The 26,452-nt window shown below is 61.3% G+C and carries 28 protein-coding genes and 1 pseudogene; 11 read left to right on the forward strand and 18 right to left on the reverse strand.

The window, feature by feature from the left end:
- Nucleotides 1-19 precede the first annotated feature (19 nt).
- The 7 genes from AB4N80_RS12205 to AB4N80_RS12235 all read right to left on the reverse strand — a co-directional run bounded on the left by AB4N80_RS12205 (nt 20) and on the right by AB4N80_RS12235 (nt 5,903).
- Entirely contained in the window at nt 20-1,447 is a 1,428-nt protein-coding gene (locus AB4N80_RS12205) for a di-heme oxidoreductase family protein (protein WP_460082174.1), read from the reverse strand.
- 270 nt (nt 1,448-1,717) lie between these two features.
- Nucleotides 1,718-3,046 carry a sensor histidine kinase gene (locus AB4N80_RS12210; protein ID WP_122569323.1) on the reverse strand — a complete coding sequence of 443 codons (1,329 nt, stop codon included), beginning with the start codon at nt 3,044-3,046 and terminating at the stop codon, nt 1,718-1,720.
- A 66-nt stretch (nt 3,047-3,112) separates the two neighbouring features.
- Nucleotides 3,113-3,550, reverse strand: a complete 438-nt coding sequence (locus AB4N80_RS12215) for a Spy/CpxP family protein refolding chaperone (protein WP_122569322.1) — start codon at nt 3,548-3,550, stop codon at nt 3,113-3,115.
- Between the two features lie 252 nt (nt 3,551-3,802).
- Nucleotides 3,803-4,480, reverse strand: a complete 678-nt coding sequence (locus tag AB4N80_RS12220) for a response regulator transcription factor (protein WP_122569321.1) — start codon at nt 4,478-4,480, stop codon at nt 3,803-3,805.
- Between the two features lie 7 nt (nt 4,481-4,487).
- Nucleotides 4,488-4,898: a translation initiation factor 2 gene (locus tag AB4N80_RS12225; protein ID WP_460082180.1), complete on the reverse strand. Its 411-nt coding sequence runs from the start codon at nt 4,896-4,898 to the stop codon at nt 4,488-4,490.
- A gap of 107 nt (nt 4,899-5,005) precedes the next feature.
- Nucleotides 5,006-5,305: a YciI family protein gene (locus AB4N80_RS12230; RefSeq protein WP_122569319.1), complete on the reverse strand. Its 300-nt coding sequence runs from the start codon at nt 5,303-5,305 to the stop codon at nt 5,006-5,008.
- Nucleotide 5,306: 1 nt separating this feature from the next.
- Entirely contained in the window at nt 5,307-5,903 is a 597-nt protein-coding gene (locus AB4N80_RS12235; protein ID WP_003204874.1) for a septation protein A, read from the reverse strand.
- Between the two features lie 87 nt (nt 5,904-5,990).
- Here AB4N80_RS12235 and AB4N80_RS12240 point away from each other — a divergent pair, with 87 nt between their 5' ends.
- The 5 genes from AB4N80_RS12240 (at nt 5,991) to rluB (ending at nt 10,924) form a co-directional block, all read left to right on the forward strand.
- Entirely contained in the window at nt 5,991-6,854 is an 864-nt protein-coding gene (locus tag AB4N80_RS12240) for a PHP domain-containing protein (protein WP_122569318.1), read from the forward strand.
- Nucleotides 6,855-6,867: 13 nt separating this feature from the next.
- Entirely contained in the window at nt 6,868-7,497 is a 630-nt protein-coding gene (locus AB4N80_RS12245) for an L-threonylcarbamoyladenylate synthase (RefSeq protein WP_053124883.1), read from the forward strand.
- Between the two features lie 132 nt (nt 7,498-7,629).
- Complete coding sequence (locus AB4N80_RS12250; protein ID WP_163006901.1) at nt 7,630-8,328, forward strand: segregation and condensation protein A; 699 nt, start codon at nt 7,630-7,632, stop codon at nt 8,326-8,328.
- 11 nt (nt 8,329-8,339) lie between these two features.
- Nucleotides 8,340-9,353 carry an SMC-Scp complex subunit ScpB gene (gene scpB, locus AB4N80_RS12255; protein WP_460082185.1) on the forward strand — a complete coding sequence of 338 codons (1,014 nt, stop codon included), beginning with the start codon at nt 8,340-8,342 and terminating at the stop codon, nt 9,351-9,353.
- Nucleotides 9,354-9,688: 335 nt separating this feature from the next.
- The gene (rluB, locus tag AB4N80_RS12260; protein ID WP_305468188.1) at nt 9,689-10,924 is read left to right on the forward strand and encodes a 23S rRNA pseudouridine(2605) synthase RluB; all 1,236 of its coding nucleotides are present in this window, start codon (nt 9,689-9,691) and stop codon (nt 10,922-10,924) included.
- A gap of 233 nt (nt 10,925-11,157) precedes the next feature.
- Here the strand turns inward: rluB and AB4N80_RS12265 are convergent, their stop codons facing one another.
- Nucleotides 11,158-12,123, reverse strand: coding sequence for a M29 family metallopeptidase (locus AB4N80_RS12265; protein WP_305482265.1), 966 nt, complete (start codon nt 12,121-12,123; stop codon nt 11,158-11,160).
- Nucleotides 12,124-12,213: 90 nt separating this feature from the next.
- Nucleotides 12,214-12,351 (reverse strand): hypothetical protein, encoded by a 138-nt coding sequence (locus AB4N80_RS12270; protein ID WP_003178782.1) that lies wholly within the window; start codon nt 12,349-12,351, stop codon nt 12,214-12,216.
- Nucleotides 12,352-12,998: 647 nt separating this feature from the next.
- Between AB4N80_RS12270 and AB4N80_RS12275 the strand changes: the two genes are divergently transcribed.
- Together AB4N80_RS12275 and arfB are read left to right on the forward strand one after the other, a co-directional pair.
- The gene (locus AB4N80_RS12275) at nt 12,999-14,420 is read left to right on the forward strand and encodes an amino acid permease (RefSeq protein ID WP_122569313.1); all 1,422 of its coding nucleotides are present in this window, start codon (nt 12,999-13,001) and stop codon (nt 14,418-14,420) included.
- Nucleotides 14,421-14,629: 209 nt separating this feature from the next.
- Entirely contained in the window at nt 14,630-15,043 is a 414-nt protein-coding gene (gene arfB / locus AB4N80_RS12280) for an alternative ribosome rescue aminoacyl-tRNA hydrolase ArfB (RefSeq protein WP_045156713.1), read from the forward strand.
- On the opposite strand, the gene AB4N80_RS12285 is transcribed toward arfB, so the two are convergent.
- The 3 genes from AB4N80_RS12285 to AB4N80_RS12295 all read right to left on the reverse strand — a co-directional run bounded on the left by AB4N80_RS12285 (nt 15,040) and on the right by AB4N80_RS12295 (nt 16,753).
- Complete coding sequence (locus AB4N80_RS12285) at nt 15,040-16,239, reverse strand: MFS transporter (protein ID WP_354336370.1); 1,200 nt, start codon at nt 16,237-16,239, stop codon at nt 15,040-15,042. The genes arfB and AB4N80_RS12285 overlap by 4 nt on opposite strands.
- A gap of 102 nt (nt 16,240-16,341) precedes the next feature.
- Nucleotides 16,342-16,572 (reverse strand): hypothetical protein, encoded by a 231-nt coding sequence (locus AB4N80_RS12290; RefSeq protein WP_354336372.1) that lies wholly within the window; start codon nt 16,570-16,572, stop codon nt 16,342-16,344.
- A 37-nt stretch (nt 16,573-16,609) separates the two neighbouring features.
- Nucleotides 16,610-16,753 (reverse strand): hypothetical protein, encoded by a 144-nt coding sequence (locus AB4N80_RS12295; RefSeq protein ID WP_305468182.1) that lies wholly within the window; start codon nt 16,751-16,753, stop codon nt 16,610-16,612.
- A 288-nt stretch (nt 16,754-17,041) separates the two neighbouring features.
- On the opposite strand from AB4N80_RS12295, the pseudogene AB4N80_RS12300 reads away from it, so the two are divergent.
- A pseudogene (locus AB4N80_RS12300) lies at nt 17,042-18,666 on the forward strand (methyl-accepting chemotaxis protein).
- Nucleotides 18,667-18,869: 203 nt separating this feature from the next.
- Here AB4N80_RS12300 and AB4N80_RS12305 read toward each other — a convergent pair.
- From AB4N80_RS12305 to AB4N80_RS12315, 3 genes are all read right to left on the reverse strand, one after another.
- Complete coding sequence (locus AB4N80_RS12305) at nt 18,870-19,892, reverse strand: transporter (protein WP_122569310.1); 1,023 nt, start codon at nt 19,890-19,892, stop codon at nt 18,870-18,872.
- Nucleotides 19,893-20,075: 183 nt separating this feature from the next.
- The gene (locus AB4N80_RS12310) at nt 20,076-20,381 is read right to left on the reverse strand and encodes a PepSY domain-containing protein (RefSeq protein ID WP_122569309.1); all 306 of its coding nucleotides are present in this window, start codon (nt 20,379-20,381) and stop codon (nt 20,076-20,078) included.
- 122 nt (nt 20,382-20,503) lie between these two features.
- The gene (locus AB4N80_RS12315; protein ID WP_122569308.1) at nt 20,504-21,631 is read right to left on the reverse strand and encodes a glycerophosphodiester phosphodiesterase; all 1,128 of its coding nucleotides are present in this window, start codon (nt 21,629-21,631) and stop codon (nt 20,504-20,506) included.
- Nucleotides 21,632-21,867: 236 nt separating this feature from the next.
- On the opposite strand from AB4N80_RS12315, the gene AB4N80_RS12320 reads away from it, so the two are divergent.
- Nucleotides 21,868-22,194 (forward strand): DUF2025 family protein, encoded by a 327-nt coding sequence (locus AB4N80_RS12320; RefSeq protein WP_122569307.1) that lies wholly within the window; start codon nt 21,868-21,870, stop codon nt 22,192-22,194.
- 407 nt (nt 22,195-22,601) lie between these two features.
- Here AB4N80_RS12320 and AB4N80_RS12325 read toward each other — a convergent pair whose 3' ends face one another.
- Together AB4N80_RS12325 and AB4N80_RS12330 are read right to left on the reverse strand one after the other, a co-directional pair.
- Nucleotides 22,602-22,916, reverse strand: a complete 315-nt coding sequence (locus tag AB4N80_RS12325) for an antibiotic biosynthesis monooxygenase family protein (protein WP_354336374.1) — start codon at nt 22,914-22,916, stop codon at nt 22,602-22,604.
- Nucleotides 22,913-23,623, reverse strand: a complete 711-nt coding sequence (locus AB4N80_RS12330; RefSeq protein ID WP_122569305.1) for a CTP synthase C-terminal region-related (seleno)protein — start codon at nt 23,621-23,623, stop codon at nt 22,913-22,915. Before AB4N80_RS12330 ends, AB4N80_RS12325 begins: the two co-directional genes overlap by 4 nt.
- 14 nt (nt 23,624-23,637) lie before the next feature.
- Here AB4N80_RS12330 and AB4N80_RS12335 point away from each other — a divergent pair, with 14 nt between their 5' ends.
- Complete coding sequence (locus tag AB4N80_RS12335) at nt 23,638-24,585, forward strand: LysR family transcriptional regulator (protein WP_122569304.1); 948 nt, start codon at nt 23,638-23,640, stop codon at nt 24,583-24,585.
- 3 nt (nt 24,586-24,588) lie between these two features.
- Here AB4N80_RS12335 and AB4N80_RS12340 read toward each other — a convergent pair whose 3' ends face one another.
- Nucleotides 24,589-25,197: a TetR/AcrR family transcriptional regulator gene (locus tag AB4N80_RS12340; RefSeq protein WP_122569303.1), complete on the reverse strand. Its 609-nt coding sequence runs from the start codon at nt 25,195-25,197 to the stop codon at nt 24,589-24,591.
- A 189-nt stretch (nt 25,198-25,386) separates the two neighbouring features.
- On the opposite strand from AB4N80_RS12340, the gene AB4N80_RS12345 reads away from it, so the two are divergent.
- The gene (locus AB4N80_RS12345; protein ID WP_122569302.1) at nt 25,387-26,445 is read left to right on the forward strand and encodes an MBL fold metallo-hydrolase; all 1,059 of its coding nucleotides are present in this window, start codon (nt 25,387-25,389) and stop codon (nt 26,443-26,445) included.
- Nucleotides 26,446-26,452 lie beyond the last annotated feature (7 nt).

The raw sequence follows: 26,452 nt of genomic DNA on the forward strand, positions 1-26,452 counted from the left end.
CCATTTCTGGAAAAGGCATTTAAAGGGAATTCAGAAAGGCCAGCAACGCAGCGCGCTGCTCGGCATTGAACGCTAAAACCTGGCGTTGTGCCGCTTGTGCTTCGCCGCCATGCCACAGCACGGCTTCGAGCAGGTTGCGGGCACGACCGTCGTGCAGGAACTGGGTGTGGCCGTTGACGGTTTCGGTCAGGCCGATGCCCCACAGTGGCGGGGTTCGCCAGTCACGGCCGCTGGCCTTGAATTCGCTGCGGTTGTCAGCCAGGCCTTCGCCCATGTCGTGCAGCAGCAGGTCGGTGTAGGGGCGGATGACCTGGTTGGCCAACTCCGGTTCGGCGGCGTTGGCGGCGGTGGTGTATTTCGGTGTGTGGCAAGACTGGCAGCCGGCCTGGAAAAACAGGTTCTTGCCCGCCAGCACTTGGGGCGAGTTCACGTCGCGACGGGCCGGCACCGCGAGGTTGCGGCTGTAGAACAGCACCAGGCGCAGGATGTTGTCGCTGACTTCCGGCTCGCCGTCCGGACCGTTACCGCTGGGCGCGCGCTGGCAGTCGACCTGGGCCTGGGTGCAGTCGTCGAAAGGGCGCAGGCTCGTGGTCAGGCCCATGTCACCGGAGAACGCGTGGACGTTCTGTTGGTTGAGGGTGGGCTGCCCGGCTTTCCAACCGAAACGCCCCAGCACGGTTTTCTGTTGCACATCGTCCCAGACCTGGTTGGGACGACCGGCGACGCCTTTGTTCTCTCGCGCCTGGGCTTTGGCGTTCGCCAGGAGCGCCTCGTCGGGGATGGCCTCCAGCAGACCCAGGCCGATCATTGGCGGTGCCACGCGGGCCGAATAGCGCGTATCGGGGTGCAGGGGGCCATACCCCAGTTGGGTGATCTGCAGGTTCGGCTTGCGCAGTTCGACGACGCTGCCGTCCTTGAAACGCACCGGGACCGGCGTGTAATCGACCCGCACCTTGCCTTCGGGAACGACGCCGGGCACCGACATGTCCTGCAATTGCCCACCGTAGACCGGCTCCGGCACCACCCCCAGTTGCTCGATGACCTTGGCGTAGGCCGGTGCGTCGGGAATCGACAGGCGCACCAGCATCGACACCGCGCTGGTCGCGTCCGGCGCCGGCGGATGGCCGCGACCGTCCTTGACGTGGCAGTTCTGGCAGGCGTTGGTGTTGAACAAGGGCCCGAGGCCGTCCCGGGCGGTGGTGGTCGAAGGAGCGATCACCCAGGGGCTGCGGAAGAAACTGTTGCCGACGCTGAAATCCACGCGCCGCGAGGGCGGCAGGTTGGCCGAGGGCTGGGAAAAGGCGTTCTGATCGCTCTTGCGCACCGTCGCGGCGCCACCGGACCGGGCTTCACCCGGTTCGGCCTGGGTAAAACGCGGGGCATCATCGCAGGCACTCAGGCCGAGGGCCATGAACAGTGCACATAAACGAAGAGGCAACGACGGCATCGGGCGACCTGGGCGATAGGTGAAAAGAGGGCGCAAAGTCTAACAGGGCGGGGCAGATTGAATAAGAGGAATTATCGTTTGGTTTAATGAGATCGTGCTTGCCGTTGGGTACGGCCACGTCGCTCACCTTGCCTTGTTTGATTTCCAGTGGCGAGGGAGCTTTTGTGGCGAGGGAACTTGCTCCCACTCGGTTGCGCAGCAACCGTAATCTTGGGGCTACTTCGTAGCCCAGCGGGAGCAAGCTCCCTCGCCACAGGTTCATTTTTGAACTTAAGGTAGTACCACGGCCCCCGGCACCAACGGCAGTTCCAATGTCGCAATGAAGCCGCCTTCGGGATGGTTACCTAATACCAGCGCACCACCATGGCGTTCGGCGGCACGGCGTGCGATGGCCAGGCCCAGGCCATGGCCGGCGGCAGTCTGGCCGGGGGCGCGGTAGAACGGTTCGCCCAATTGCCCCAGGTGTTCGGCCTCCACGCCGGGCCCGTGGTCGCGCACGCTGATCAGGATCCGTTCGCCCTGGCGCACCGCGCGCATCTCGATCGATGGCCCGCTCGGATTGAAGCGCTGGGCGTTGCGCAGCAGGTTGTCCACCGCCCGCTCGATCATGGTCGGCCAGCCCTTGAGGGTCAGGTCCGCCTCGGTTTCAAGCTGCACGGTTTGCTCCGGTGAAGCCAACTGCGCATCTTTTTGCAGGGTGACCAGCAAACCGTTGAGGTCCACCTCTTCGGCGCCGGCGTTGTCGGCATCGACCCGGGCCAGGACCAGGATTTCGCTGATCAGCGCCTCCAGGCGATCGCATTCGCGGGTCAGGCGCGGCCAGAGTTTTTCACGTTCCTCGGGGCTGGCCCGTTCAGCCAATGCCAGGGCAATGCGCAGTCGGGCCAGGGGCGAGCGCAGTTCGTGGGACACGTCGCGCAGCAGTTGGCGCTGGCTGGCAATCAAGCTTTGCAGGCGTGCGCCCATGCGGTTGAAGTCAGTGGCCAATACGCCGAATTCATCCCGACGATTGGCCAGTTTGGCGAGGCTGTTCTGTTGGTAGGTGGCTTGCCCCAGGTCATGCACGGCGCCGCGCAGGCGACTCAGTGGACGGGTGATGGAGAAGGTCACCAACAAGCTGAACAGTGTCAGCACCACCAACGCGATCCCCAGTGCACTGAGGGGCAAGAGCAGGCTCTCGCGGTGCCAGGCGTCCAGTTCAGGATGGGGAATGCGGTAGATGAACAGGTAAGTGTCGCCGGTTTTGGCGCTGGTGAACTCGTCGGTCAGCCGCCGCCAGGGCAGGCGCTTTTGCCGTGCCTCGAAGGCGGCGGCGCGAGGCGGGAAGGTGCCGCGTACCACCGGGTCACCGCTTTCGTTGAGCACCTGGACGTCGATGCGATACTGGCGCTTGCGTTGTTGCAGGATGTCCTGGGCGGCGTCCTCGCCCTGACTTTCATAGGTTTGCGTCCATTCTTCGGCCAGGGTGTTGAGGCCCGGGTGGCGGCTGAGGATCCAGGCGTCCTGGTTCAGCATGTGGCCCATCAGGATCGAAAGCCCTGCAACCAGGGTGATGGCCAGCCAGAAACTGGCCAGGATGCGCCAGAACAATGAACGCACGATAAATCCTCGAAAACAAAGAAAGCCCAACGGCGATGGGCCGTTGGGCTGGGGAGCTTCAGTGCATTATTGCGCTTTTTGCGGTTGTTGCGCTTTCCAGGCCTTGAACTCAGCCCACTCGGCGCGACGTTCGGCCTGTTTCTTCTGGATCGCGTCGAATTCTTTTTGCTGCTCAGGCTTCAGCAGTCCACGGATCTGGGCATCGACCTTCTGATGCCGGGCTTGCATTTCGTCCTGCATGGCTTTCTGGTCGGCTGGCGACAGCTTGGCCAGGTACTTGTCGACCAGTTCCCGTTGTTCGTGGCGCTGTTCGCCCATGATATGGCGAATCTGCTGGCGTTGTTCGCGGCTCAGGTCCAGTTGGCTGTAGGGACCTTTGTCATGCATTTGGCCGCCGTGGCGTGGGCCGTCCATCGGCCCCATCGGGCCGGGGCCTTCGGGCATGGCCATGGCGACGGTCGGCAGGGCGGCAGCGAACATCAGAGCGATAAGGGTCTTGCGCATGGTGTGTCTCCTTGTCTCATTCCCGGTCAGTTCCGGATGTGTGCAGATTACGGAGATCAAGGTCAGCGGCGGTCAGGGGGGCGTAAAGCTTGGGTAAAGACGGTTTGGTGCGGAGCTGACAAATCTGCAGGGCCAAACACTAAACCCTGTGGGAGCAAGGCTTGCCCGCGATGAAGATAACACGGTCTCTGAGGGAGCCGAGGTGTCTGCATCGCGGGCAAGCCTTGCTCCCACAGCTCAGCGGCGTAGTGCTTAGAGGCTGTAGTAGTAACCACGGCTACGCAGCGCCACGATGCGCGGGCGGCCGTCGGGGTGGGGGCCGATTTTCTTGCGCAGGTTGCTCACGTGCATGTCGAGGCTGCGATCGTACAGGGTCAGTTTGCGGCCCAGGGCGATCTGCGCCAGTTCCTGCTTGTCCAGCGGCTCGCCCGGCTGCTTGAGCAGTGCTTCGAGCAGGCGGCTTTCGGAAACGGTGAGGGTCTGTTCCTGTTCGTCGATGCTGACCACGCCACGCACCGGGCTGAAGGTCAGGTCACCCAGTTCGATCTGGCTGGACACGGCCGTCGGGTGGCTGCGGCGCAGCACGGCGCGCAGGCGGGCGGTCAGTTCCCGTGGGTCGCAGGGCTTGGCCAGGTAGTCATCGGCGCCCAGTTCCAGGCCAAGGATACGGTCCAGCGGTTCACCCCGGGCCGACAGCATCAGCACCGGCAATTCCGGGTGATCGGTGCGCAATTGCTTGAGCAGTTCCAGGCCACTGCCGTCGGGCAGCATCACGTCCAGGACCACGGCAGCCGGGGCGGTTTCGGCCAGGGCCTTGCGGGCACTCTGGCCATCGTGACAGGCGCGGGCCTGAAACCCTTCCTGGCTCAGCCAACTCACGAGGAGCTCACACAGCTCCTGGTCATCATCTATCAGTAACAGCTCGCTCATGACTCACTCAATTTAGCCATTGCCGACGTCGTCTACGTCCACCGCTGGCAAAGATACCGCAGAGCAAGGCCAATAGCGCTACCCCGGCACCAATGACGAACCATTGCTGTTGATCGGTCAGCAGGCGCGGCAGCGGGCTGGCCTGGGCTTCCTTGAGTTGCAGCTTCAGGCGCTGGTTTTCCTGGCGCAGTCGGGCCAGCACCGCGCTTTCGCGTTCGCTGTCGGCATTTTGCAGTTGTTTGCTCAGCTCTTCACGCTGGCGCTCGCTGTCTTTCAAGCGTTGCTGCAATTCAGCGATCTGGCCGCCGGCGCTCAGGGACAAGGGCGCCGAATGACTGCCCTCGGTGCTTTCCTCGCCATGGGCGGGCGCTCCGATCGCCAACGAGACCAACAACAGGCACAACGGACCTTTGCGCATTGCAACTCCTGAATTCCAATCGAGATTAGACAGGTTGTCGGCAGGCAAATGAGAAAGATGAGCAACTGAGCGCAATGAGCCGCGCAGGCTCATCGCGCCAGGGGGGGTTACGGCAGGACTTGCTTGAACGGCTTGACCACGACATCGGCGTAGACGCCGGCCGCCACGAACGGATCGGCCTTGGCCCAGGCTTGTGCGTCGGTCAGGGAGGCGAATTCGGCTACGATCAGGCTGCCGGTGAAACCCGCGGCGCCCGGGTCATTACTGTCCACCGCCGGGTGCGGGCCGGCCAGCACGATACGACCTTCGGCCTTGAGCTGTTGCAGGCGCTCCAGGTGTGCCGGACGCACGGCCAGGCGTTTTTCCAGGGAATCGGCGACGTCGGTGGCAATGATTGCGTAGAGCATGTCAGTCCTCGGTTTTAGGCGTGGTGGGGTCGGCATCGTGCAGGTGACGGGACAGGTAGATGCCCTGGCCAATCAGGAACAGCAGCGTCATGCCCAGGCTGCCGAAGACCTTGAAGTCGACCCAGTACTCCTGGAACGTGAACGCAACGAACAGGTTGGCGGCGCCGCAGAACAGGAAAAACGCGATCCAGGCGATGTTCAACCGGGTCCAGATCAGTTCCGGCAGGTTGATGGCGTGGCCCATGATGCGCTTGATCAGCAGGCGATCACCGATGAAGTGGCTGCCGATGAAGGCGAGGGCGAACAGCCAGTTGACCACCGGGGCCTTCCATTTGAGGAAGGTTTCGCTGTGGAACGCCAGGGTCAGGCTGCCGAACACAAGGCAGGCGATCAGGGTCAGCCACTGGCTCTTCTCCAGCTTGCGCTGGGACACGAACAGCGCGCCGTAGACCACCAGGGAGCTGATGATCAGCACCGCGGTGGCGCTGTAAATACCGCCTACAGTCAAGGAGTGACCGGCGAAATCGACGGCCCGGGGATCAAGTTTGTAGACGATGAAAAACAGCAGGAGCGGGATGAAGTCGATGAATTGTTTCACAGTGGCAGCCAGAAGCAGGATGTGGCGGCATAATAACAAACATCCTTGGCCGCGATAGGGCCAGCTGATTTGAGGTAACAAACTCTCGTGAATGTTGATTTGCACTGCCATAGCACGGCCTCCGATGGCGCCCTGGCGCCTGCGGTTCTGGTGGCGCGGGCGTTCGAGCACGGCGTGCGAGTCCTGGCCCTGACCGATCACGATACCCTCGAAGGCCTCGACGAGGCCCGCAGCGCCGCCACGGCGTTGGGCATGCAGCTGGTCAATGGGGTCGAGCTGTCATGCACTTGGGGCGGGGCGACCATCCATGTGCTGGGCTACGGGTTCGATGTGAATGCGCCAGCGTTGGTCCAGGCCATCGCACAACTGCGCGACGGCCGCTGGCTGCGTTCCGAAGAGATCAGCCGCAAGCTGGCCCTCAAGGGCATGCCCGGTGCGCTGGACGGCGCCCGGCAGATGCAGCAGGAGCTGGGCGACAGTGGCAACGCACCGGCCCGGCCACACTTTGCCGACTGGATGGTGCGCGAAGGGTTCGTCAAGGATCGCGCCGAAGCGTTCCGCAAATGGCTGGGGGCCGGCAAGCTGGGCGACGTCAAGCAACATTGGCCGACCCTGGAAGATACCGTCGCGACCCTGCGAGCCGCTGGCGCCTGGGTCAGCCTGGCGCATCCATGGCACTATGATTTCACCCGCAGCAAGCGCCGCCGTCTGGTCGCCGACTATATTCAAGCAGGGGGCCATGCCATCGAGGTGGTCAACGGCCATCAGCCTGCCGAGCAGGTGGGCAGTTTGGCGATCCTGGCCCGTGAGTTCGGCCTGCTGGTCACCGCCGGCAGTGATTTCCATGGCCCTGGGGGCTGGTCCGAGATAGGCGAATACCGCCCGTTGCCGGAAGATCTGCCACCACTTTGGTGTAGATTCAAACATGATCCCGTTACCGCCGCCGTCTGAACAGGTAGAACACGTGAGTCAATTTTTCCAGATTCATCCGGAAAACCCGCAAGCGCGCCTGATCAAACAGGCTGTGGAAATCATTCGTGGCGGTGGCGTGGTGGTCTATCCCACCGACTCGTCCTACGCCATCGGTTGCCAGATCGGCGACAAGAATGCCGTGGAGCGTGTCAGACGCCTGCGTCAACTGGACGACAAGCACAATTTCGCGCTCATCTGCAGCGACCTCTCGCAGTTGGGCCTGTTCGCCAAGATCGACACCGGCACCTTCCGCTTGCTCAAGGCGCATTTGCCGGGGCCGTACACGTTCATTCTCAATGCCACGCGGGAAGTCCCGCGGCTGTTGCTGCACCCGAAAAAACGCACCATCGGCCTGCGGGTGCCGAGCCATCCCATCGCCCTGGCACTGTTGGCGGAGCTGGGTGAGCCGCTGATGAGCGTGACGCTGATCATGCCTGGCGAGACCGAGCCGTTGACCGATCCCTATGAGATGCGCCAGATACTCGAGCATCAGGTGGATCTGATCATCGATGGCGGTTTTGGCGGCATGTCGGCGTCCACGGTGATCAACCTGGCCGATGGCGAACCCCAGGTGGTGCGCGTCGGTTGCGGCGATCCGACGCCGTTCATGGTCGAGGCCTGAATGTCCGCCGTGGAAACCGCCGTGGACAATGCCGACAGCCAGGCTGGCGCGCAGCAGGAGTTGCCGTTCGCCATGGTCTATGGCCAGGCGGTCATGGAAATGCCCCTGGACCTGTACATTCCGCCGGATGCGCTGGAAGTGTTCCTCGAAGCTTTCGAGGGCCCCCTTGACCTGCTGCTGTACCTGATCCGCAAACAGAACATCAACATCCTTGACATCCCCGTGGCGGAAATCACCCGCCAATACATGGGCTACGTCGAGTTGATGCAGTCGGTGCGCCTGGAACTGGCGGCCGAGTATCTGGTGATGGCGGCCATGCTTGCCGAGATCAAGTCGCGAATGCTGCTGCCGCGCTCGGCGGAAGTCGAAGAGGAAGAGGACGACCCGCGGGCCGAGTTGATTCGGCGCTTGCAGGAGTACGAACGCTTCAAGGTCGCCGCCGAAGGCCTCGATGGCTTGAACCGGGTGGGGCGCGATGTGGTGGTGCCCAAGCTCGATGCGCCGCAAGCACGGGCGCGCAAGTTGCTGCCGGATGTGAGCCTGGAAGAGCTGCTGATGTCCATGGCCGAGGTCCTGCGCCGGGGCGATATGTTTGAAAGTCACCAGGTCAGCCGCGAAGCGCTGTCCACCCGCGAGCGCATGAGCGATGTGCTGGAACGGCTCAAGGGCGGCGGTTTCGTGCCGTTCGTCGAGCTGTTCACCGCCGAGGAAGGACGGTTGGGGGTGGTGGTGACGTTTATGGCGGTCCTGGAATTGGTCAAGGAATCCTTGGTCGAGCTGGTGCAGAATGAGCCGTTCGCAGCGATCCACGTGCGGGCACGAGCCGAATAACGAGCAAATCAATGAATCTGACTGAACCCCGCGAGCTGGCCCCCTTGCTTGAAGCTTTCCTGTTGGCCTCGGGAAAGCCGCAATCGATGGAGCGCCTGTTCGAACTCTTTGAAGAAGGCGAGCGGCCCGAGCCAGCCGTGTTCAAGAAAGCCCTGACGCTGTTGGGCAAGTCCTGCGAGGGGCGGGCTTTCGAACTCAAGGAAGTGGCGTCCGGTTATCGCCTGCAGATCCGCGAGAAGTTCGCGCCCTGGGTCGGGCGCCTGTGGGAGGAGCGGCCGCAGCGCTACTCCCGCGCCATGCTCGAAACCATGGCGTTGATTGCCTATCGCCAACCGATCACCCGCGGCGAGATCGAGGATGTACGGGGCGTGGCGGTCAACAGCCATATCGTCAAGACGTTGCTGGAGCGCGAGTGGATCCGCGTCGTTGGCTATCGCGACGTGCCGGGCAAACCGGCGATGTTCGCCACCACCAAGGCCTTTCTCGATCACTTCAACCTGAAGAACCTGGATGACCTGCCGCCCCTGGCCGAACTGCGGGAGCTGGAACCCGAACCGATGCTGGAGTTCGACGACGCCCCGGTACCCCAAGGCCTGGAGGAACTGGCCGACGCCAGCGCCGAGCCTGAGGAGCCGAAGGAAGAGACCAGTTTCCACTCGTTGTTGCTGGAGCTGGACACCATGGAGGAGGGTTTGAAGACCGATTTCGACGACCTGCTGCGTGAAGGGCCTGGCCTTGAGGGCGAGTCGGATGAGTTGGCGGAGCCCAATAGCCCGGTGGAACCTGCACCAGAGCCAGAGCCAGAGCCAGAGCCAGAGCCAGAGCCAGAGCCAGAGCCAGAGCCGGAAGCGGAAGCGGAGTCGGAACCGGAAGAAGACATCCTCGGCGTTGCCCAAGCCCGGGAAAAACTGCTGGCCGCCGTCGCCGCCCTCCAGCCGCCGGAACCCGAACTGAGCGATGAAGAAGCCGAAGCCCGTGCCCTGGCCGAAGCGATCGAGAACGAACGGCGCCAGTTCGACGACTGATTCAACTGGTTTGGAAACGCTGGCTGATCCACCGCCGTCCCCTGTGGGAGCCGAGCTTGCTCGCGATGACGGAGTAACATTCAGCATAAATGCAGGCTGACCCGCCGCCATCGCGAGCAAGCTCGGCTCCCACAGGGGGCTTCATTAAGTCCCCACCAAACGGGAAGCCACCGGTCGGCGGAAAATACGCCGGGCGCTCGTCGATCAGCTAGTCTCTGATGCGCAATCGCCTTAACAGGCGTATGATTCGCGACCCTTTGGCGATCCCTTCGTCGAAGACCCGTTTTCAAAGCGTCAGGCCACGCCTGACCCGACCACACCGGGAGGTGCCCAGAATGAAAGACCTAGACCAGAACGACAGCCAGGAAATCGGCCCAGCAGGCGAGAAGCTGCAAAAAGTCCTCGCCCGTATCGGCGTCGGTTCGCGCCGTGACGTGGAAGCCTGGATTACCCAGGGCCGGATCAAGGTCAACGGCAAAGATGCCACCTTGGGCCTGCGTGTCGACATGCACGACGCCATCACCATCGATGGCAAGGTGATCAAGCGCGAAGAGGCCGCCGAAACGGTGCGCCGCGTGATCATGTACAACAAACCCGACGGCGAAATCTGCACCCGTGACGACCCGGAAGGTCGCCCGACGGTGTTCGACAAGATGCCGCGTCCGAAAGAAGGCCGCTGGATCAACATCGGTCGCCTGGACATCAACACCACCGGTTTGCTGATGTTCACCACCGACGGTGAGCTGGCCAACCGTTTGATGCACCCGTCCTACGAGATGGACCGCGAATACGCCGTGCGTGTGCGTGGCGAAGTCGACGACGAAATGATCGAGCGCCTCAAGGCCGGTGTTGTGCTGGAAGACGGCCCGGCGCGTTTCACCGACATCAAGCAGGCGCCCGGCGGTGAAGGCTTCAACCACTGGTATCACTGCGTGGTGATGGAAGGCCGTAACCGTGAAGTGCGGCGTTTGTGGGAATCCCAGGGGCTGGTGGTCAGCCGCCTGAAGCGCGTGCGTTTCGGCCCGGTGTTCCTCAACTCCGACCTGCCGATGGGCCGCTGGCGCGAAATGAGCCAGTACGAAGTCGACATCCTCGCCGCCGAAGTGGGTCTCAAGCCGGTGGCAATGCCGCAGATGACCGCCAAGAGCAAGGACAAGCTGGAGCGGATGCAGCGTAAATCCTCGCGCCCGATGGGCAAGACCGAGCGCGTGCGTACGCTGCGTCCGGCTGCTGAAGGTGCGCCGATTGGCCCGCGTCCTTCCCGCGAGCCGCAGATCGAAGGCGAGCGCCCGGCTCGCAAGCCTGCGCCCCGTCAGGACGGTGAGCGTGGTCCTCGCACGCCGCGTCCGGCCAATGGTCGGACCGAGCGAGGTGAAGGTCGCGGTGCCCCGGCGGGTCGCGGTACGCCAGTCGCCGATCGCCCGGCCGACACGAAGCGTCCGGCCAAGCCGGCACCGAAAAAACGCCCGGGTATCGTCCTGGCCGACCGCGACACGCCATCGGGCAAACGCCGTGGTGCCCCGGCAGGTTCGGGACAGCGTCCGGGGTTTGGGCGTCGTAAGCCGGAGTGAGATCGCGGTGAGTTTCTAGCTGCAAGCTGCAAGAAAAAACGCCAACCGTTGGGTTGGCGTTTTTTTTGTCTGGCTTTAGTGATGCAGTGCCTTTGAATCCGTCTTCGCGAGCAAGCCCGCTCCCACATTTGATCTTCAGTGGACATAGCATTTGTGATCGCCGGCGATCCAGTGTGGGAGCGGGCTTGCTCGCGAAGAGGTCAGCAGGCCCACCACTCCCCCCAAGGTTGCCCCTAAAGCACAAACCGCCCATCAAACATCGGCTCATTATCCAGCGCCAGCATGCCTTTCTCGAAAATCAGATCCAGGTGATGGCTGCCCTTGGCCCCGCCACCCAGTCCCAGGTGCAGGCCGCAATGGCGCTCCTCGAAACCGGCATTGCGGGCGTACAGGCTCTTGACCCCTTCGTTGGTGCCGATCCCCAGTTCCTCGATGCGGCGGTTGGACGGGTTGGCGTCCAGGTATTTATTGAAGTCGTGCTCCAGGCCCGGCACGTCGGTGGCGATTTTCTGGATGGTGGAGTCTTCGATCCACAGCTCCAGCGGCGATTGCAGTACGCCGTATTTGCGTGCGAACGGGATGGTGCTCAGGAACGTGCCGACGAAATTCACCCGGCCATTGATGGTGTCGCTGTGGGTGGCGATTTCGCCGGGGGCCAGGTCGTAGTTGCCGAGGCCGTTGATGTCGGTCCATTTCTTCACGCTGCCCAGGGCTGTGTCGAAATACGAACCGTGGTCATCCTGGAAACTCAGGGTCGTCGCCTGGGACATGCGCCGGATCAGGTGACTGTTGAGCCCGGCGATGCGCTGGGGAATCACGCTGAAGGTGTCGTAGAAATAATCGCCGTAGTCCTTGAACAGCAGCGATTTCTTCCAGTTGTCAGCCATCACGCCCTGCAGCGCGCGGACAAAGTCCGGGCCGTCGGGACGCGGGTTGGGCAGGGTGGAAGAGTCGTAGAAAAAAATATACAGATCGCTGTCTGCAATGGCCTTGGACAGGCGCTCCGTGGACTCGAGGTCCAGGCGCATGGCACTGAACCGAAAAGGCGAGCCGCTGCCCGCCTGTTCGGCAATGGCGCCGGTCAGCGCTTCGTAGTCAGCGGTATGACCGAGCAACACCTTGGCGGGTTGAATGCCGGCCAGGGCGGGATGGTGTTCGAGGTAGTAAAGGAAATGTGAGATGGCTCGTTGTGTGTCCATGCTTATTCTTCCCTGACAAGTTCATTTAACTTCCCTGACAACCGGCAAGTGGCGGAGTCGACCGGCCGGATCGCCTCCGCCGGGCAGTGCCTACAGAGGCCACATCGCCGTGCCGAACGGAACGACGGCGTCGGCTTGCATCATTTCAACGGCGGCTTCATGGGTAGGGGCTTCAAACCATTCGTCCAGTTGCAGTTCGGTTTCCAAGTCTTTGTCCAGTGCTTGCATAGTGAATCTCCTAGATGACTTTTACGGAAATCAACGGCCCGATTCGGCGAGTGTAAACAGGCCGGCAACGGCACCGCAGAACTTGTCGGCACGATGCCTTGGCAAGTCGCTGAAAACCTAGTCGAGGGGTTTTTGGATTGCAAAAAAATAATTTTATTTTTTTCGTTTGAACTTTTTGTTCCATTTTCGCCGAAGAAATTACTCATTCAAAAACAGTTGGCTGTGTAGTTTTTTACTTAGGTAGCTAGCTACCGTCAATTTGCAGTCGGCTTACAGAAAATTCCTACATGGCAATTTTGCGTTACGGCTTGTAAAGAAATGCTGACGATTTTTGCCTATCAAGCCGGTTTGTTCCGGTGTTTGGCTGCGCTGTAAGAAAAAGCTGCCGAAGAGGTCGGTTTGACGGGTTTTCCGACACTTCGCAGCGCTTGTTTCAAACCGGCGGGACGGGTCAGATGCGCGGCAGACCTGAAGTACGGGGTGCGCGGATGTCTGGTCGCGGTGGGGCAGCGGTGTACAATGCGCCGCGTTTTACTGTGACCCTTCGCGTACCCACGCATTTTCAAGGTTATCCGCCTTGTTCACTCCGCCATGCCACGAGCGTGTCGGGTTCGATTTCGTCACAGATAAAAACAAATAGGTGACGCATGACCGTTGTAGAAAATACGCATTCAGGCGAGCTGAAACGCGGCCTGAAAAATCGACACATCCAACTGATCGCCCTCGGTGGCGCGATCGGCACCGGCCTGTTCCTCGGCTCGGCGGGGGTGCTGAAATCAGCCGGCCCGTCGATGATCCTCGGCTACGCCATCTGCGGCTTCATCGCCTTCATGATCATGCGCCAGTTGGGCGAAATGATCGTCGAAGAGCCGGTCGCCGGGTCCTTCAGCCACTTCGCCCACAAGTACTGGGGCGGTTTCGCCGGGTTCCTGTCGGGTTGGAACTGCTGGATTCTCTACATCCTGGTGGGTATGTCCGAGCTGACCGCGGTCGGCAAGTACATCCACTATTGGGCCCCGGACATTCCGACCTGGGTGTCGGCGGCGGCGTTTTTCATCCTGATCAATGTGATCAACCTGGCCAACGTCAAAGTCTTCGGCGAGGCCGAGTTCTGGTTCGCGATCATCAAGGTCGTGGCGATTGTCGGCATGATTGCCTTGGGCAGCTATTTGCTGGTCAGCGGCCATGGTGGCCCGCAGGCGTCGGTGACCAACCTGTGGTCCCACGGTGGGTTCTTCCCCAATGGCGTGAGCGGCCTGGTGATGGCCATGGCGATCATCATGTTCTCCTTCGGTGGCCTGGAAATGCTCGGTTTCACCGCCGCCGAGGCCGACAAACCGAAAACCGTGATCCCTAAGGCCATCAACCAGGTGATCTACCGGATTCTGATTTTCTACATCGGCGCCCTCGTGGTGCTGTTGTCCCTGACCCCTTGGGACAGCCTGCTGACCACACTTAACGCTTCCGGCGATGCCTACAGCGGCAGCCCGTTCGTGCAGGTGTTCTCGATGCTGGGCAGCAACACTGCTGCGCATATCCTCAACTTTGTGGTGCTGACCGCCGCGCTGTCGGTGTACAACAGCGGCACCTACTGCAATAGCCGTATGTTGCTGGGCATGGCCGAGCAGGGCGATGCGCCCAAGGCCTTGTCCAAGATCGACAAGCGCGGCGTACCGGTGCGTTCGATCCTCGCGTCGGCAGCGGTCACGCTGGTGGCGGTGCTGTTGAACTATCTGGTCCCGCAGCATGCGCTGGAGTTGCTGATGTCCCTGGTGGTCGCGACCCTGGTGATCAACTGGGCGATGATCAGCTATTCGCACTTCAAGTTCCGCCAGCACATGAACCAGACCCGCCAGACGCCGCTGTTCAAGGCGCTGTGGTATCCGTACGGCAACTACATCTGCCTGGCGTTCGTGGTGTTCATCCTGGGTGTGATGTTGCTGATCCCTGGCATCCAGATCTCGGTCTATGCGATTCCGGTGTGGGTGGTGTTCATGGCCGGGTGCTATTGGATCAAGAACAAGCGCAGTGCCCGGCATGAGCTGGCGGTGGCAGCGGCTGCCAAGTAAGCACGAAACCCTGTGGGAGCGAGCTTGCTCGCGATGGCGTTGGGTCAGCAGTATCAATGGTGACTGACACACTGCAATCGCGAGCAAGCTCGCTCCCACATTGGATCTTCAGTGTTCACAGTGTGTGTGGTCGCCACCGCTGCCACAGGGGGCAGGTGTTGTCTGGGGGATTCGCGGTATCCTGTGGGGCCTGATACCGGACACTTTCCATGCTGGTCATTTCCAACACCGTGCACATCCCGGACGCCGAGATCGAGCTGACGGCCATCCGCGCCCAGGGGGCCGGGGGGCAGAACGTCAACAAGGTCTCCAGCGCCGTGCACTTGCGCTTCGACATTCCGGCCTCGTCGCTGCCCGAGTTCTACAAGGAGCGATTGCTGGCCCTGCGCGACAGTCGCATTACCAGCGACGGTGTGCTGATCATCAAGGCCCAGCAATACCGCACGCAGGAACAGAACCGGGCCGACGCGCTGGAGCGCCTGGTCGAACTGATCCTCAGCGCCACCAAGGTTGAAAAGAAGCGTCGCCCGACCAAGCCGACCCTGGGTTCGAAAAAGCGTCGCCTGGAATCCAAGACCAAGCGCGGCTCGATCAAGGCCGGCCGCGGCAAGGTGGATTTCTAGTTTTTCTCCCGCGCTTCACGGTACCGAGGCGCCTGCCGGTACAGGTAGACACTCAGTGCCAGCCCGCCCAGAGCCGCCAAGGCGGCGAACAGAAAGATCGAGGCAAAGCCGAAACCCGCCGCAATCGCACCGGCCAGCGGACCGGTGATCCCCAATGACAAATCAATGAACAGTGAATAAGCGCCCACCGCCGCCCCACGGCTGGAAGCTGGCACCAAGTTGACCGCTTCCACCCCCAGCGCCGGAAACACCAGGGAAAAGCCGAAACCGCTCAACGCCGCGCCCGCCAGGGCCCATTGGGCATCCGGTGCGAGCCAGAGCAGTAACAAGCCGAGGGTTTCCACCGACAGGCAGGCAATCGCCACGCGAAAGCCGCCCAGACGGTTGATCAGGTTGCCGAACAGCAGGCGCGCGCCGATGAAGCTGGCGCCGAACAGGCTCAGGCACAGCACGGCGTTGTCCCAGTGCTGCGTGGCGTAGTACAGGGTGATGAACGTCGCGATGGTGCCAAACCCGATGGAGCCCAGGGCCAGGCCGCAGCCGTGGGGCAGTACACGCCCCAATACATGCATGAACGGCAGGCGCTCGCCAGCGACGATGGGTGCCGCAGTCTTACGCCAGGCCAATGCCAGCCCCAGCAAACCCAGCAAGATGATGCTGACGCCCATGCTCCACAGCCCCAACGCATTGACCAGCCACACTCCCAGCGGCGCACCGATCGCCAGCGCGCCGTAACTGGCGATACCGTTCCAGGAAATCACCTTGGCGGTATTCGCCGCACCGACCCGACCGATGCCCCAGCCAATCGAACCCGAACCCACCAGGCTTTCCGCGCTGCCCAGCACCAGGCGGCCGATCAACAGGCTGATCAGGCTGAACGTTGGCAGGTGGGGTGTCCAAGCCGACACCAGCATGAACACACCGCTCAGCCCGCAGCCGGTGAGGCCGAACATCACCGCGCGCTTGCTCCCCAGGTTGTCGATGATTCGCCCTGCGTAAGGGCGACTGAGCAGGGTGGCCAGGTATTGCACGCTGATCACCAGCCCGGCGATCACCGCGCCGAAACCCAGTTCGCCGTGGACGAAGCCGGGCAGCACGGCCAGGGGAATGCCGATATTCAGGTAGCCGATGAAGGTGAACAGGACGATGGAAACGACTTGCAGCGTGACCGCCAGGGGGCGCTGGGAATCTGACATGGGGAAAAGGTCCACGGAGCAGCAGGATAGATAGGCTGCTTATGATAACGGCGGCCGTGGCGTCCGAGCGCAGAAAAGCAAAACTATTTGCCCAATGGTGATTCAGCTGTCGTGCTGTCCGCTGATCAGGCGCGTGGTGACCAGCGCGGCGATGGCGTTTTCTTCGCTGCCGAAACGCGCCAGCAGGGCCGCTTGTTTCTCGGCGGGAAGGCGGGTCCAGATCTCGACCATTTTCTCGGCGGTGCCGATCAGGACGCTGGCCTGGGCTTCGCTGAAGGGTAGGGTGTCATCGCTCATGGGGGGCTCGGGATTCAGGCAGTGTGGAAAGCGCATCTTAGCGCTTTCCACACGGTCTGGTGGTGCGGGTCAATCAGTCTTCGCTGTCGGCCTGGCGGCGTTCAGTGGGTTCCTTGGGCTCGGGTTGCTGGGCATCAGGTTGCCCCCCGGCTTGTAGCGTGGTCGTCTGCTCAGTGTCGTGCAGGCTTGGGAAGGGGAGATTAGGGATCTCGTGCATATCGCGCTCCTCGCAAAGTCTGTGGATAGATCTGGTAGATCCGCGCTTTTACAAAGCCTGGGCAGGATACAGCAGGAGAAATGACAAAAAGACTTTTAAATCCCGTCGGGCCGACAAAAGGGATTGTCTGGACAGGTCATGTCCAATCAGCGAAAACGCCGTCGCTACCGGTGGTCGCCAAGGCTCAAGAACACGGCTTATGGGCCGATGTCATGCACATATCCTCCACATTCGGTTGCAACAGTGGGGCCTGGACATGGAGGTTCTTTATTCGAAGAGATTGACTCCATGTTTCTACAAAAATCCCTGAAAGCCCAGATTCTCGCCTTGCTGAGCGGCAGCCTGCTGACCATGTTGCTGATCGCCTTGGCGTCCTTTCACTTTCTTTCCGATGGCATCCAGAATTATCGCCACCTGATCGATGGCCCGTTGCATGCCTCGCAATTGATTGATGAGGCCAACGTGCAATTCAAGGTCCAGGTCCGGAGTGGAAGAATGTGTTGCTGCGCGGCAAGCAGCCGGCAGACCTGGAGAAATACTGGAAGCAGTTCGAGGCGCGTCAGCACGATGTCCAGGACATTCTTGGCCGGTTGACCACCCACGACGGTGTCCCGGCGCAGATCAAGACACGCATCGAACGGCTGCGGAGCGAGCATGTGCAGTTGGGCGCGGCTTACCAGAAGGGCCGTGATGCGTTTGTGGCGGCGGGCGGCGATGCTGCGGCGGGTGACGCAGCGGTCAAGGGCGTGGACCGCGCGGCCAGTGAGCAGATGAGTGAGTTGGTGGTCGAGTTGCATAAACTGGGCGATGAGCAATCGGCGCTGATCAGTTCCGGTGCCGATCGCACGATCATGTTGGGTACAGTGATCATGCTCGTCTCGGGGCTGCTGGTCGGGTTGTTGAGTGTATGGCTGGTCAACCGCAACCTGGTGCAGCCCATCCGTAACCTGATCGAGTACGTGACTCAACTGAGTCGCGGGCGTTTCGCCGAGCGTGTCACGAGTACGCGCCAGGATGAACTGGGCGACCTGGCCCTGGCGGCCAATACCTTGCGCGATTTCCTTGCCGAAACCTTCACGCGCCTGCAACGCAGTGCCACGGAGCCGGACAGTGCCAGCGGTGAGCTCAATGCCATCGCCAGCTTGATGAGTCAAGGCACCAGCGAACAATTCGAACGCACCGATCAGGTGGCAACGGCCATGAACGAGATGTCCGCCACCGCCCAGGAGGTTGCTCGCCATGCCGCCGATGCGGCGCGGGCTGCCGATGATGCCGATCATTCGGCGCAGCAGGGCGAAAAAGTGATGCAGGGCACTATCCACACCATCACCCAGATGCGTGGCGAAATTGCCAACACGGCCACGGTGATCCGTCGTCTGGAAACCGACAGCGGGCGCATCGGTAAAGTGCTTGAAGTGATTCGCGCGATTGCCGAGCAGACTAACCTGCTGGCGCTCAACGCTGCCATCGAAGCGGCACGGGCGGGTGAGGCCGGACGCGGTTTCGCGGTGGTCGCCGATGAGGTTCGCAACTTGGCGCAGCGCACGGCGTCATCGATCATCGAGATCAATCAGATCATCCAGACCGTGCAGACTGGCGCAGTGGACGCGGCCCAGGCCATCGAAAGCGGGCAGTCGCGCAGTGAAGAAAGTGTCGAGCAAGTGACCCAGGCCGGCGCCATGCTGGAACGCATCACCCAGGCGGTGGAAGCGATTCGCGACATGAACCGCCAGATCGCTACCGCCGCGGAAGAGCAGACTTCCGTGGCCGAAGACATTTCGCGCAACCTCACCGAAATCACCTGCATCGCCAGCACCAACCTCGACAATGTGCAGCGCACCGAAGCGGCCAGTCGGGATTTGCATGGGTTGTCCGGGCAGTTGAATGAAGTGACGGCGCGGTTGAGTGCCTGATGGTATTGACCTGTTTGCAATAGGGCCTGATTAACACCTGTGGCGAGGGAGCTTGCTCCCGCTGGGCTGCGCAGCAGCCCCAAGGCCATTCAACGCGGTGGGTCAGGAATAAAACGGTTGGCAGCTTTTACGGCTGCTGCGCAGCCGAGCGGGAGCAAGCTCCCTCGCCACAAAAGCTTATGCGAACACGAGGTGGATCAATTTCAATAATCGCGCCGCTTGCGAAACGCCCATCGGCCTGCAATCACGGTGAAAGTTGCCACCAGCGCCACCAGGATCCAGAAACCCTCGGGATCACTGGCCAGCGGTACGCCGCCGACGTTCATGCCGAAGAAACCGGCAATGATGTTGATGGGCAACGCCAGCACCGTGACCACCGTCAGGGTGAACAGCGTGCGGTTGCTTTGTTCGTTGAGGTTGGCGGCGATCTCTTCCTGCAGCAGCTTGATCCGCTCGCCCAGGGCGGTGAGGTCGTTGATGATCAGGGCGAACTCCTCGGTAGACTTGCGCAGTTCCTTGACGTCTTCCTTCTGCAACCATTGCGGTGGGCGGTTTAGCAGGCGCAGCAACGAGCCTGGCTCCAGGGCCAGCAGGCGTTGCAGGCGCACCAGCACGCGGCGTTGGGCACCCAGCTCGGCGCGGTTGTTGGACACGCGCGAAGACAGCAACTGGTCTTCGATCTGGTCGACGCTGAGGCTGGTCTTGCGCACGATCTGGGTCAGCACTTCGCCTTGGTCGCGCAGCAGATGCACCAGCAGTTCCAGTGGCGAGCGAAAGCACTCGCCGGCCTTGACCGATGAGCGCAGCTTGTCGACCGAGTGCAACGGTTGCAGGCGCGCGCTGATGATCAACCGACTGTGCACGCACACCCACAATGTCGATACATCCGAGGACACCAGGTTACTGAGGTTGAACACCACATCGTTCACTACTGCCAGCAATGCCGAGTCCACATGTTCGATGCGAGTCGAGCGCGAGCCTTCGTGCAGGGCTTCGAAGAACTCCTGGGGCAAGGCCAGGTGACTCTTCATCCAGCGCTCGCAGGCCGCGTGAGCCAGGTTCAGGTGTAGCCAGAGGAATTCGTCGGCGTCTTGCGGTTGTTGCAGGCTTAGCAGGGCTTGGGCCGAATCGATCTCCCGACCACGCTCGCCGGGGCGGAAACGAAACCCATAAAGCAGGCCGAACAGGTCCGGATCGCGATGGCTTTGGTCGATGCTGTGGTTCATGAGGGCTCGCTGGCGGGGAGTGCCTGTCGCAGCGGCTACAGGTTCACTTGAGCGGCATCATTGCAGGGTTTTTTGAAGGTTTTGTGACGGTTGAGCCGCGGCGCTCAGACCCTGCAACGGTTTACAGGCGCACACGAAAAAGCCGCGCAACTTGAAAGTTGCGCGGCTTCTTAAATCCATGGATCAAGTGTCTTGCTTGTTCGACAGGACTTTGCCGGTGGTTGCATCGAAATCAACGTCGAACTCTTTGCCGTCGGCAGTTTTCAGTTCCACTTCATATTCGTAACCGTTGAAGTGATTGTCCAGATCGGTGTCGGTGATGGTGGCGCCTGGGTGCAACTTCAGGGCTTCCTCATTCATCGATTCAAGGGACTTGATCTTGCCGTCCTTGACCAATTGGGGAATCTGGTCGATTCGTACATCCGCCTGGGCCAGGCCAGCGGTGAGGGTCAGGGCGGCAGCGGTGAACAGGGCAGTCAAAGTTTTCATATGTCTTTCCTTGTGTCGTTAAAGGGTGAGTCGTTTAAGTGGGTTCAGATTATCTGTGGCAACTTAATTCACCCTTAATTCGAAAAAACTTGAAGCAAGTCTCCTGACGACCGTCTTCCGACTCAGTAACCGTTCTTCTCCAATAGTTGCGTCACACTGCCTGTTTCGGGACGTTTGAAGTATTTGAGCAGTTCACTGGATCGATTGGTGAAGATGCCGTCGACGCCGGCCTCCATCACTTTCTTGAAGTCCACCGGCTCATCCACGGTGTAGACATGCACCAGCAGACCCTGGTCATGGGTGTACTGGTTCATCCACGGCTGCACCAGGTCCGAGTAACTCTGGCTGCCGCCATGGGTCAACGCCGCCGAAGGACCAGTGCCGATGGCGCCATGGGCCTTGGCATATTGGACCCACTGCTCGAACTCGGCCTTGTCCTTGGGTTCCTGCTTGGCGTAATAAACGGCCTTGTCCGTTTCGCCGGACTCAGCAAACGTCACCTTGGACTTGGGTTCGATGTTGCCTTCGCCCACCCACAGCAGCAGGATCTTCGGCACCTTCGGCATCTCTTTGTGCAGCAGTTCGAGACTGCTTTTTTCAAAGGTCTGCAAGACCACTTTGCCCTTGCCCTGGCCGACACCGATGGCGCGCTTGGCCAGTTTGGACCCGGCGGGGCTCAGCCAACCGCGGTCCTGCAGTTTGTCCTTCAGGTCGCGCTCTATGCCGGGGAACAGCTTCGGCTCCTTGGTCTCGATGTACAGCCCCGGTTTTTGCTGCGGATTGCCCTCGGCGATGTTGATTACTTCATCGAGGGTCAGGATTTTCAGGCCGACGAACGAAGGGCGAGCGCGGTCCGGGTAGGCAGTGTTGAACCAGCTGCCGGCATCGAGGGTTTTGAGTTCCGCCATGGTGAATTCGTTGGCGGTGCTGTCCTTGCGTTCGGGAAACTTGCTCGCGACATCCGTGGTGCGCAGCAGGCTGTCATCATGCAGGACGAACAACACCCCGTCCTTGCTGCGTTGCAGGTCCAGTTCCAGGTAGTCGGCGCCCAGATCGCGGGCCAGCTTGTAGGCGGCGGCGGTGGATTCTGGCGCGTCGAACGAGGCGCCGCGGTGGGCGATGACCGCCGGGTGTGGAATGCCTTGAAGGGTTGCCAGGGCCTTGGGGCTCGGGGCTTCGGAGGCTTGTGTCTGACCGAAGCCGAGCAACAGGCTCAGCACCAAGGCGCTGCGGGTGAAGGTGACAGGCATGCTCGAGATCCTTTCGTCGGGGGCAAAAACCTATCTTTTAACAACTGAACGCTGTTGGCGCTATCGCTACGCCGACATAAACCTATGCAAAGCGGATTTTTCCCACGCATTTCCAGGCCGCTTTGCAGTACCCTTGGCCGCACCAGTTCCCCGGCAGAGGGAAACCTTAAAGTTCGTTTGCCCTGCGTGTAAACCATCGATCAGGCGTCCCGAGGGACGCATCCATGAGGTTTACCATGCGCACCACTTCGACATTCATCTGCCAGGCCGCCGACCAGCTCAAGGGATTTGTCGGCCTGAACCGCAAGACCGGCCAATACATCGTGCGGTTCAGCGAAGACGCCTTCGGCATGGACGTGGCCGACGACGGCATCATCCCCACCTGCGAATTTGTCTGGCTCCCTGTGGCAGACGGCACCATGGCCCTCAAGCGCGAGCGAATCCAGCTGCTGTTGGACCAGAACATCGACGACCGGATCAACCTCACCGAACCGTTGCGGGTGTACATGGCCCGCAGCGACCTGCCGGAAATCGTGGCGGTGCGGCAATTGGTGGAAAGCTGAAGCCACGACCGTGAGTTGAGCAAGATCCCCTGTGGGAGCAAGGCTTGCCCGCGATGGCGGCGGCACATTCAATATCGCTGCAAGCTGACCCACCGCTATCGCGAGCAAGCTCAGCTCCCACAGGGGATTTGTGGTGAAGGCAGGATCTGTGAGTCCCCGAGATTCAGTGTGGGAGCGGGCTTGCTCGCGAAGACGTCGGCACATTCAGCATCGTTGCGCTGACCCACCGCTATCGCGAGCAAGCTCAGCTCCCACAGGGGATTTGTGGTGAAGGCAGGATCTGTGAGTCCCCGAGATTCAGTGTGGGAGCGGGCTTGCTCGCGAAGACGTCGGCACATTCAGCATCGTTGCGCTGACCCACCGCTTTCGCGAGCAAGCTCGCTCCCACAGGGATTTTTGTTTTGGCATTAGATTGGGCGTTGGAAGGCATAGTCCCGTTCGACTTTGCACACCCTCGTATGGCAATGGGTATACCAGGTGGATCGGCCTTGCTCACGAATCGCGCTGTGTTCGGGATGCTGCTTCCAAGCCAGGATCGCTGCTTTATCGCTCCAATAGGACACGGTGATTCCCACACCATCGTCGCCACGGGCCGATTCGACGCCTAAAAATCCGCGCTGCTCCCGGGCAAGGGCGAGCATGCGCTCGGCGGCTTCGGCGTAGCCCTGGTCCCCCTCGGTACGCTGGGAGGTGAAAATCACTGCGTAATAATGGTCGCTCATGACACTTGCCTCGCGCAGGCTTCGACAAACCCGCGGACCAGCGGTGGCACGCGGCCTTCCAGTGCGGCACGTTCAGGCTGGAACAGCGTGGCGACAAAGAACGGATGGTCCTGCAGTTCCACCGCTCGTAAGTCGCCGGCCGAATCCCGGGCGACGGCGTGCAGGCGCTGGCTCAGCAAGTCTTTTTCAAAATCCGGATTGACCCCGAAGCGGCAATGGTAGCCCTCGAACGCTGTCTGTCGGCCATAGGCCTTGGCGATCAGCGAGCCCGCCTCGAACTGAAGGCTGTCGATGGTTTCCACCAAGGCACAGCTCAGCGGCGTCAGCAGCGCCCGTTCAGCCTCTGGAGAGGTTTCACCATGGACGGCGTCGGCCCACCCCATCACGTTGCGGGCATATTCCAGCACGGCGTGCTGAAAACCACCGCAGGTGCCCAGGAAAGGGCGACGCTGTTCGCGGGCAAAACGAATGGCTTGCAAGGCGCCGGCTTCGTTTTGGTAGGGGCTGCCGGGCACGCACCAGACACCGTCGAAATCCTCCAGCACGGCGTTGTCGGTAATGAGCGACGTTGCCAGCCATTGCAAGCGAATGGCGTGGCCGGTGTGTGTGCCCGCCAGCTCAAGTGCGAGGGGGATCGCCCGGTGGGCGGTGATGTGTGGATCGTGGTCGCCGACCAGGGCGATGTTTAACGGATGTTGTTTTTCCATGGGAGGCTCGCCGCTTGTTGATTCCTGGTGGCCACTATAGATTGGCGTTCACGCAATCAATATTGGCGTTTACCCAAGTGATCAATGCAGTGACGCACTATCGTCTGGACTATCCCGATCTGTCCCTGATCCTGGCGCTGGTCCGTGGCGGCTCGTTGGCCCGGGCCGCTCGGCTGCTGCAAGTGGACGTGTCGACAGTGTTTCGTTCGGTACGTCGGCTGGAGGCAGCCCTGGGCCAGCCCTTGTTCGAGAAAAGCCGTTCCGGGTACTTGCCCACGAGCCTGGCCCAGGCATTGGCCGAACAAGCCGAGCGCGCCGAGCAGGCGTTGGAGGCGGCGCGGGTGGGGGTGGAGCAGGGCGGCGAGGTCATCAGCGGGACGGTGCGCCTGACGTGCAGTGATTCAGTCCTGCAAGCGTTGTTGCTGCCGGCGCTGGCGCGTTTCATGCCCGCTTATCCGGCGTTGAGCCTTGAGTTGAGCACCTCGAACGACTTCGCCAACCTGAGCCGCCGCGATGCCGACATTGCGCTGCGACTAACCCGTGCGCCGCCGGAACACCTGGTCGGTCGCAACCTCGGCAACGTGACGTTCCGGATATGTGCCGGCGCCACATACCTGCGCTCGGCGAATGCGGATGACCTGGCCGCCATGACCTGGATCGCGCCGGACGATTTCCTCCCGGATCACCCCACCGTGGCCTGGCGCCGCCAGCATTTGCCCGGCGTAGTGCCTGCCTATCGCTGCAACAGCATGCTCTCGGTCACCGAACTGGTGCGGGCCGGTTTGGGCGTTGCGGCGCTGCCGGACTTTCTGATCGACGAAAACCAGGGCTTGATGCCCCTTGGCGAACCACTGGTGGGCTACGACACGGCGCTGTGGCTCCTGACCCGCCCGGACTGCCGAGCCTTGCGTTCGGTCGTGACCTTGTTTGATGAGCTGGGGCGCAATCTGCGTTGGGGTTGACCCTCAGGCCTGGTAACGACTCAGGAACATGTCGAGGGCCGATTCGATCACTTGGGTCTGCTCCTCCTGGGGCAGGCTCGGTTGGCCCATCGAAACCTGTGGCCAGAAGGCGAATGTCTTGAGCAGCCCATGCATTTGCTGGGCGGCGAATGCCGGCTCCACGGGTTTCAACCGGCCATCGGCCTGGGCCTGGCGAATCCAGGCCGTCAGCCCTTCCTCACGCTGGCCCATGCGCGACACCATGTCCTGGGCTCGCTCCGGAGAATGAATCGTCGCAGCGATGGCGATGCGCGCCAGGTCGAGGAAATTCTCGTCCGCCAGCATATGCAGTTTGGCTTGCAGCAACGTTTGAAGCTGCTCTCGGAGCGGCTTTTGCGGGCTGTAGGCCATGTCCTGTTCTGCGGTAATGCTGTTCCATAACCGATTCAGAATTTCGGCAAACAGCGCTTCCTTGCTCGGGAAATGGTTATACACCGTGCGCTTCGATACGCCGGCAGTCGCCGCGATCTTGTCCATGCTGGTGATCTCGAAACCGCTGCTACGGAATTCAGCAATCGCTGCCTGGAGGATGGCTTCGCGTTTTCGCTCGGTAAGGCGCTGCGGCACGGTCATGGGCAATTCGTCGGTTGAGGTGAGAGAACTTACACTCGGCAGTTTACTTGCTCCCGGGATTCATGCAATCTGGAAACTACACCGAGTGGTGTAGATTTTCCTCAGGCGGCTAAGCGTGCATGCAACGGCCATCCAGCGTCCCACAACGGCGAAGCGCAATGGCGACGACGTCCTTGGAGTTATCGCACCATGACCATTCCCTCTCTTTCGACCGACAGCCCATCTGCCCAACATTTATCCCGGCACGAACAGGGCAAGTATCGCAATCATGCTCTTACTCCGCGGCAAGGGTTCGGTACGACCCTGCGCATCATCTGGAACATGACCTTCCACAAGCCGCGCGCTACCCGGCCTGCGGGCGCCATCGAGGTTCAACCGCTGACGCGCGCCGCGTTGCTGGCCGCGCCGAATCACAGCGTCTTCCGTCTCGGCCACTCCACCGTGCTGCTCAAGCTGCGGGATAAATTCTGGCTGACAGACCCGGTGTTCTCCGAACGTGCCTCACCCGTGCAATGGGTCGGCCCCAAGCGTTTCCATCAGCCGCCCATCAGCCTGGAAGAGTTGCCGCCGATTGAAGCGGTGATCCTTTCCCACGATCATTACGACCACCTCGATCATCAGGCGATTCTCAAGCTGGCGGCCAAGACCCGCTATTTCCTGGCGCCCCTGGGTGTAGGCGACACCTTGATCAAATGGGGCGTCGACGCCAGCAAGGTGCGTCAGTTGGACTGGTGGCAAGGCACCGAGGTGGACGGTATCGAGTTCATCGCCACGCCCTCCCAGCATTTTTCCGGGCGCGGCCTGTTCGACAGCAACAGCACCTTGTGGGCCTCGTGGGTGATGATCGACGGCGCCACGCGTATTTTCTTCAGCGGCGACACCGGCTACTTCGAGGGTTTCAAACGCATCGGCGAACAATACGGCCCCTTCGACCTGACGCTGATGGAAACCGGCGCCTACAACGTTGATTGGCCCCATGTCCACATGCAGCCGGAGCAGACGCTGCAGGCTCACATCGACCTGAAGGGCCGCTGGCTACTGCCGATCCACAACGGCACGTTCGACCTGGCGATGCATGCCTGGTATGAACCCTTCGATCGCATCCTGGCCCTGGCCTGGGAGCGCAACGTTTGCATCACCACGCCGCAAATGGGCGAAGCATTCACCCTGGCGCAACCGCAACGTGGCCGCGCCTGGTGGCTGGACGTGGAGCCCTCGGCGTATCAGGACCAGGCCGGTGTTGCCTAGCACCTGC

It is taken from the genome of Pseudomonas sp. H3_A02, assembly GCF_054671965.1.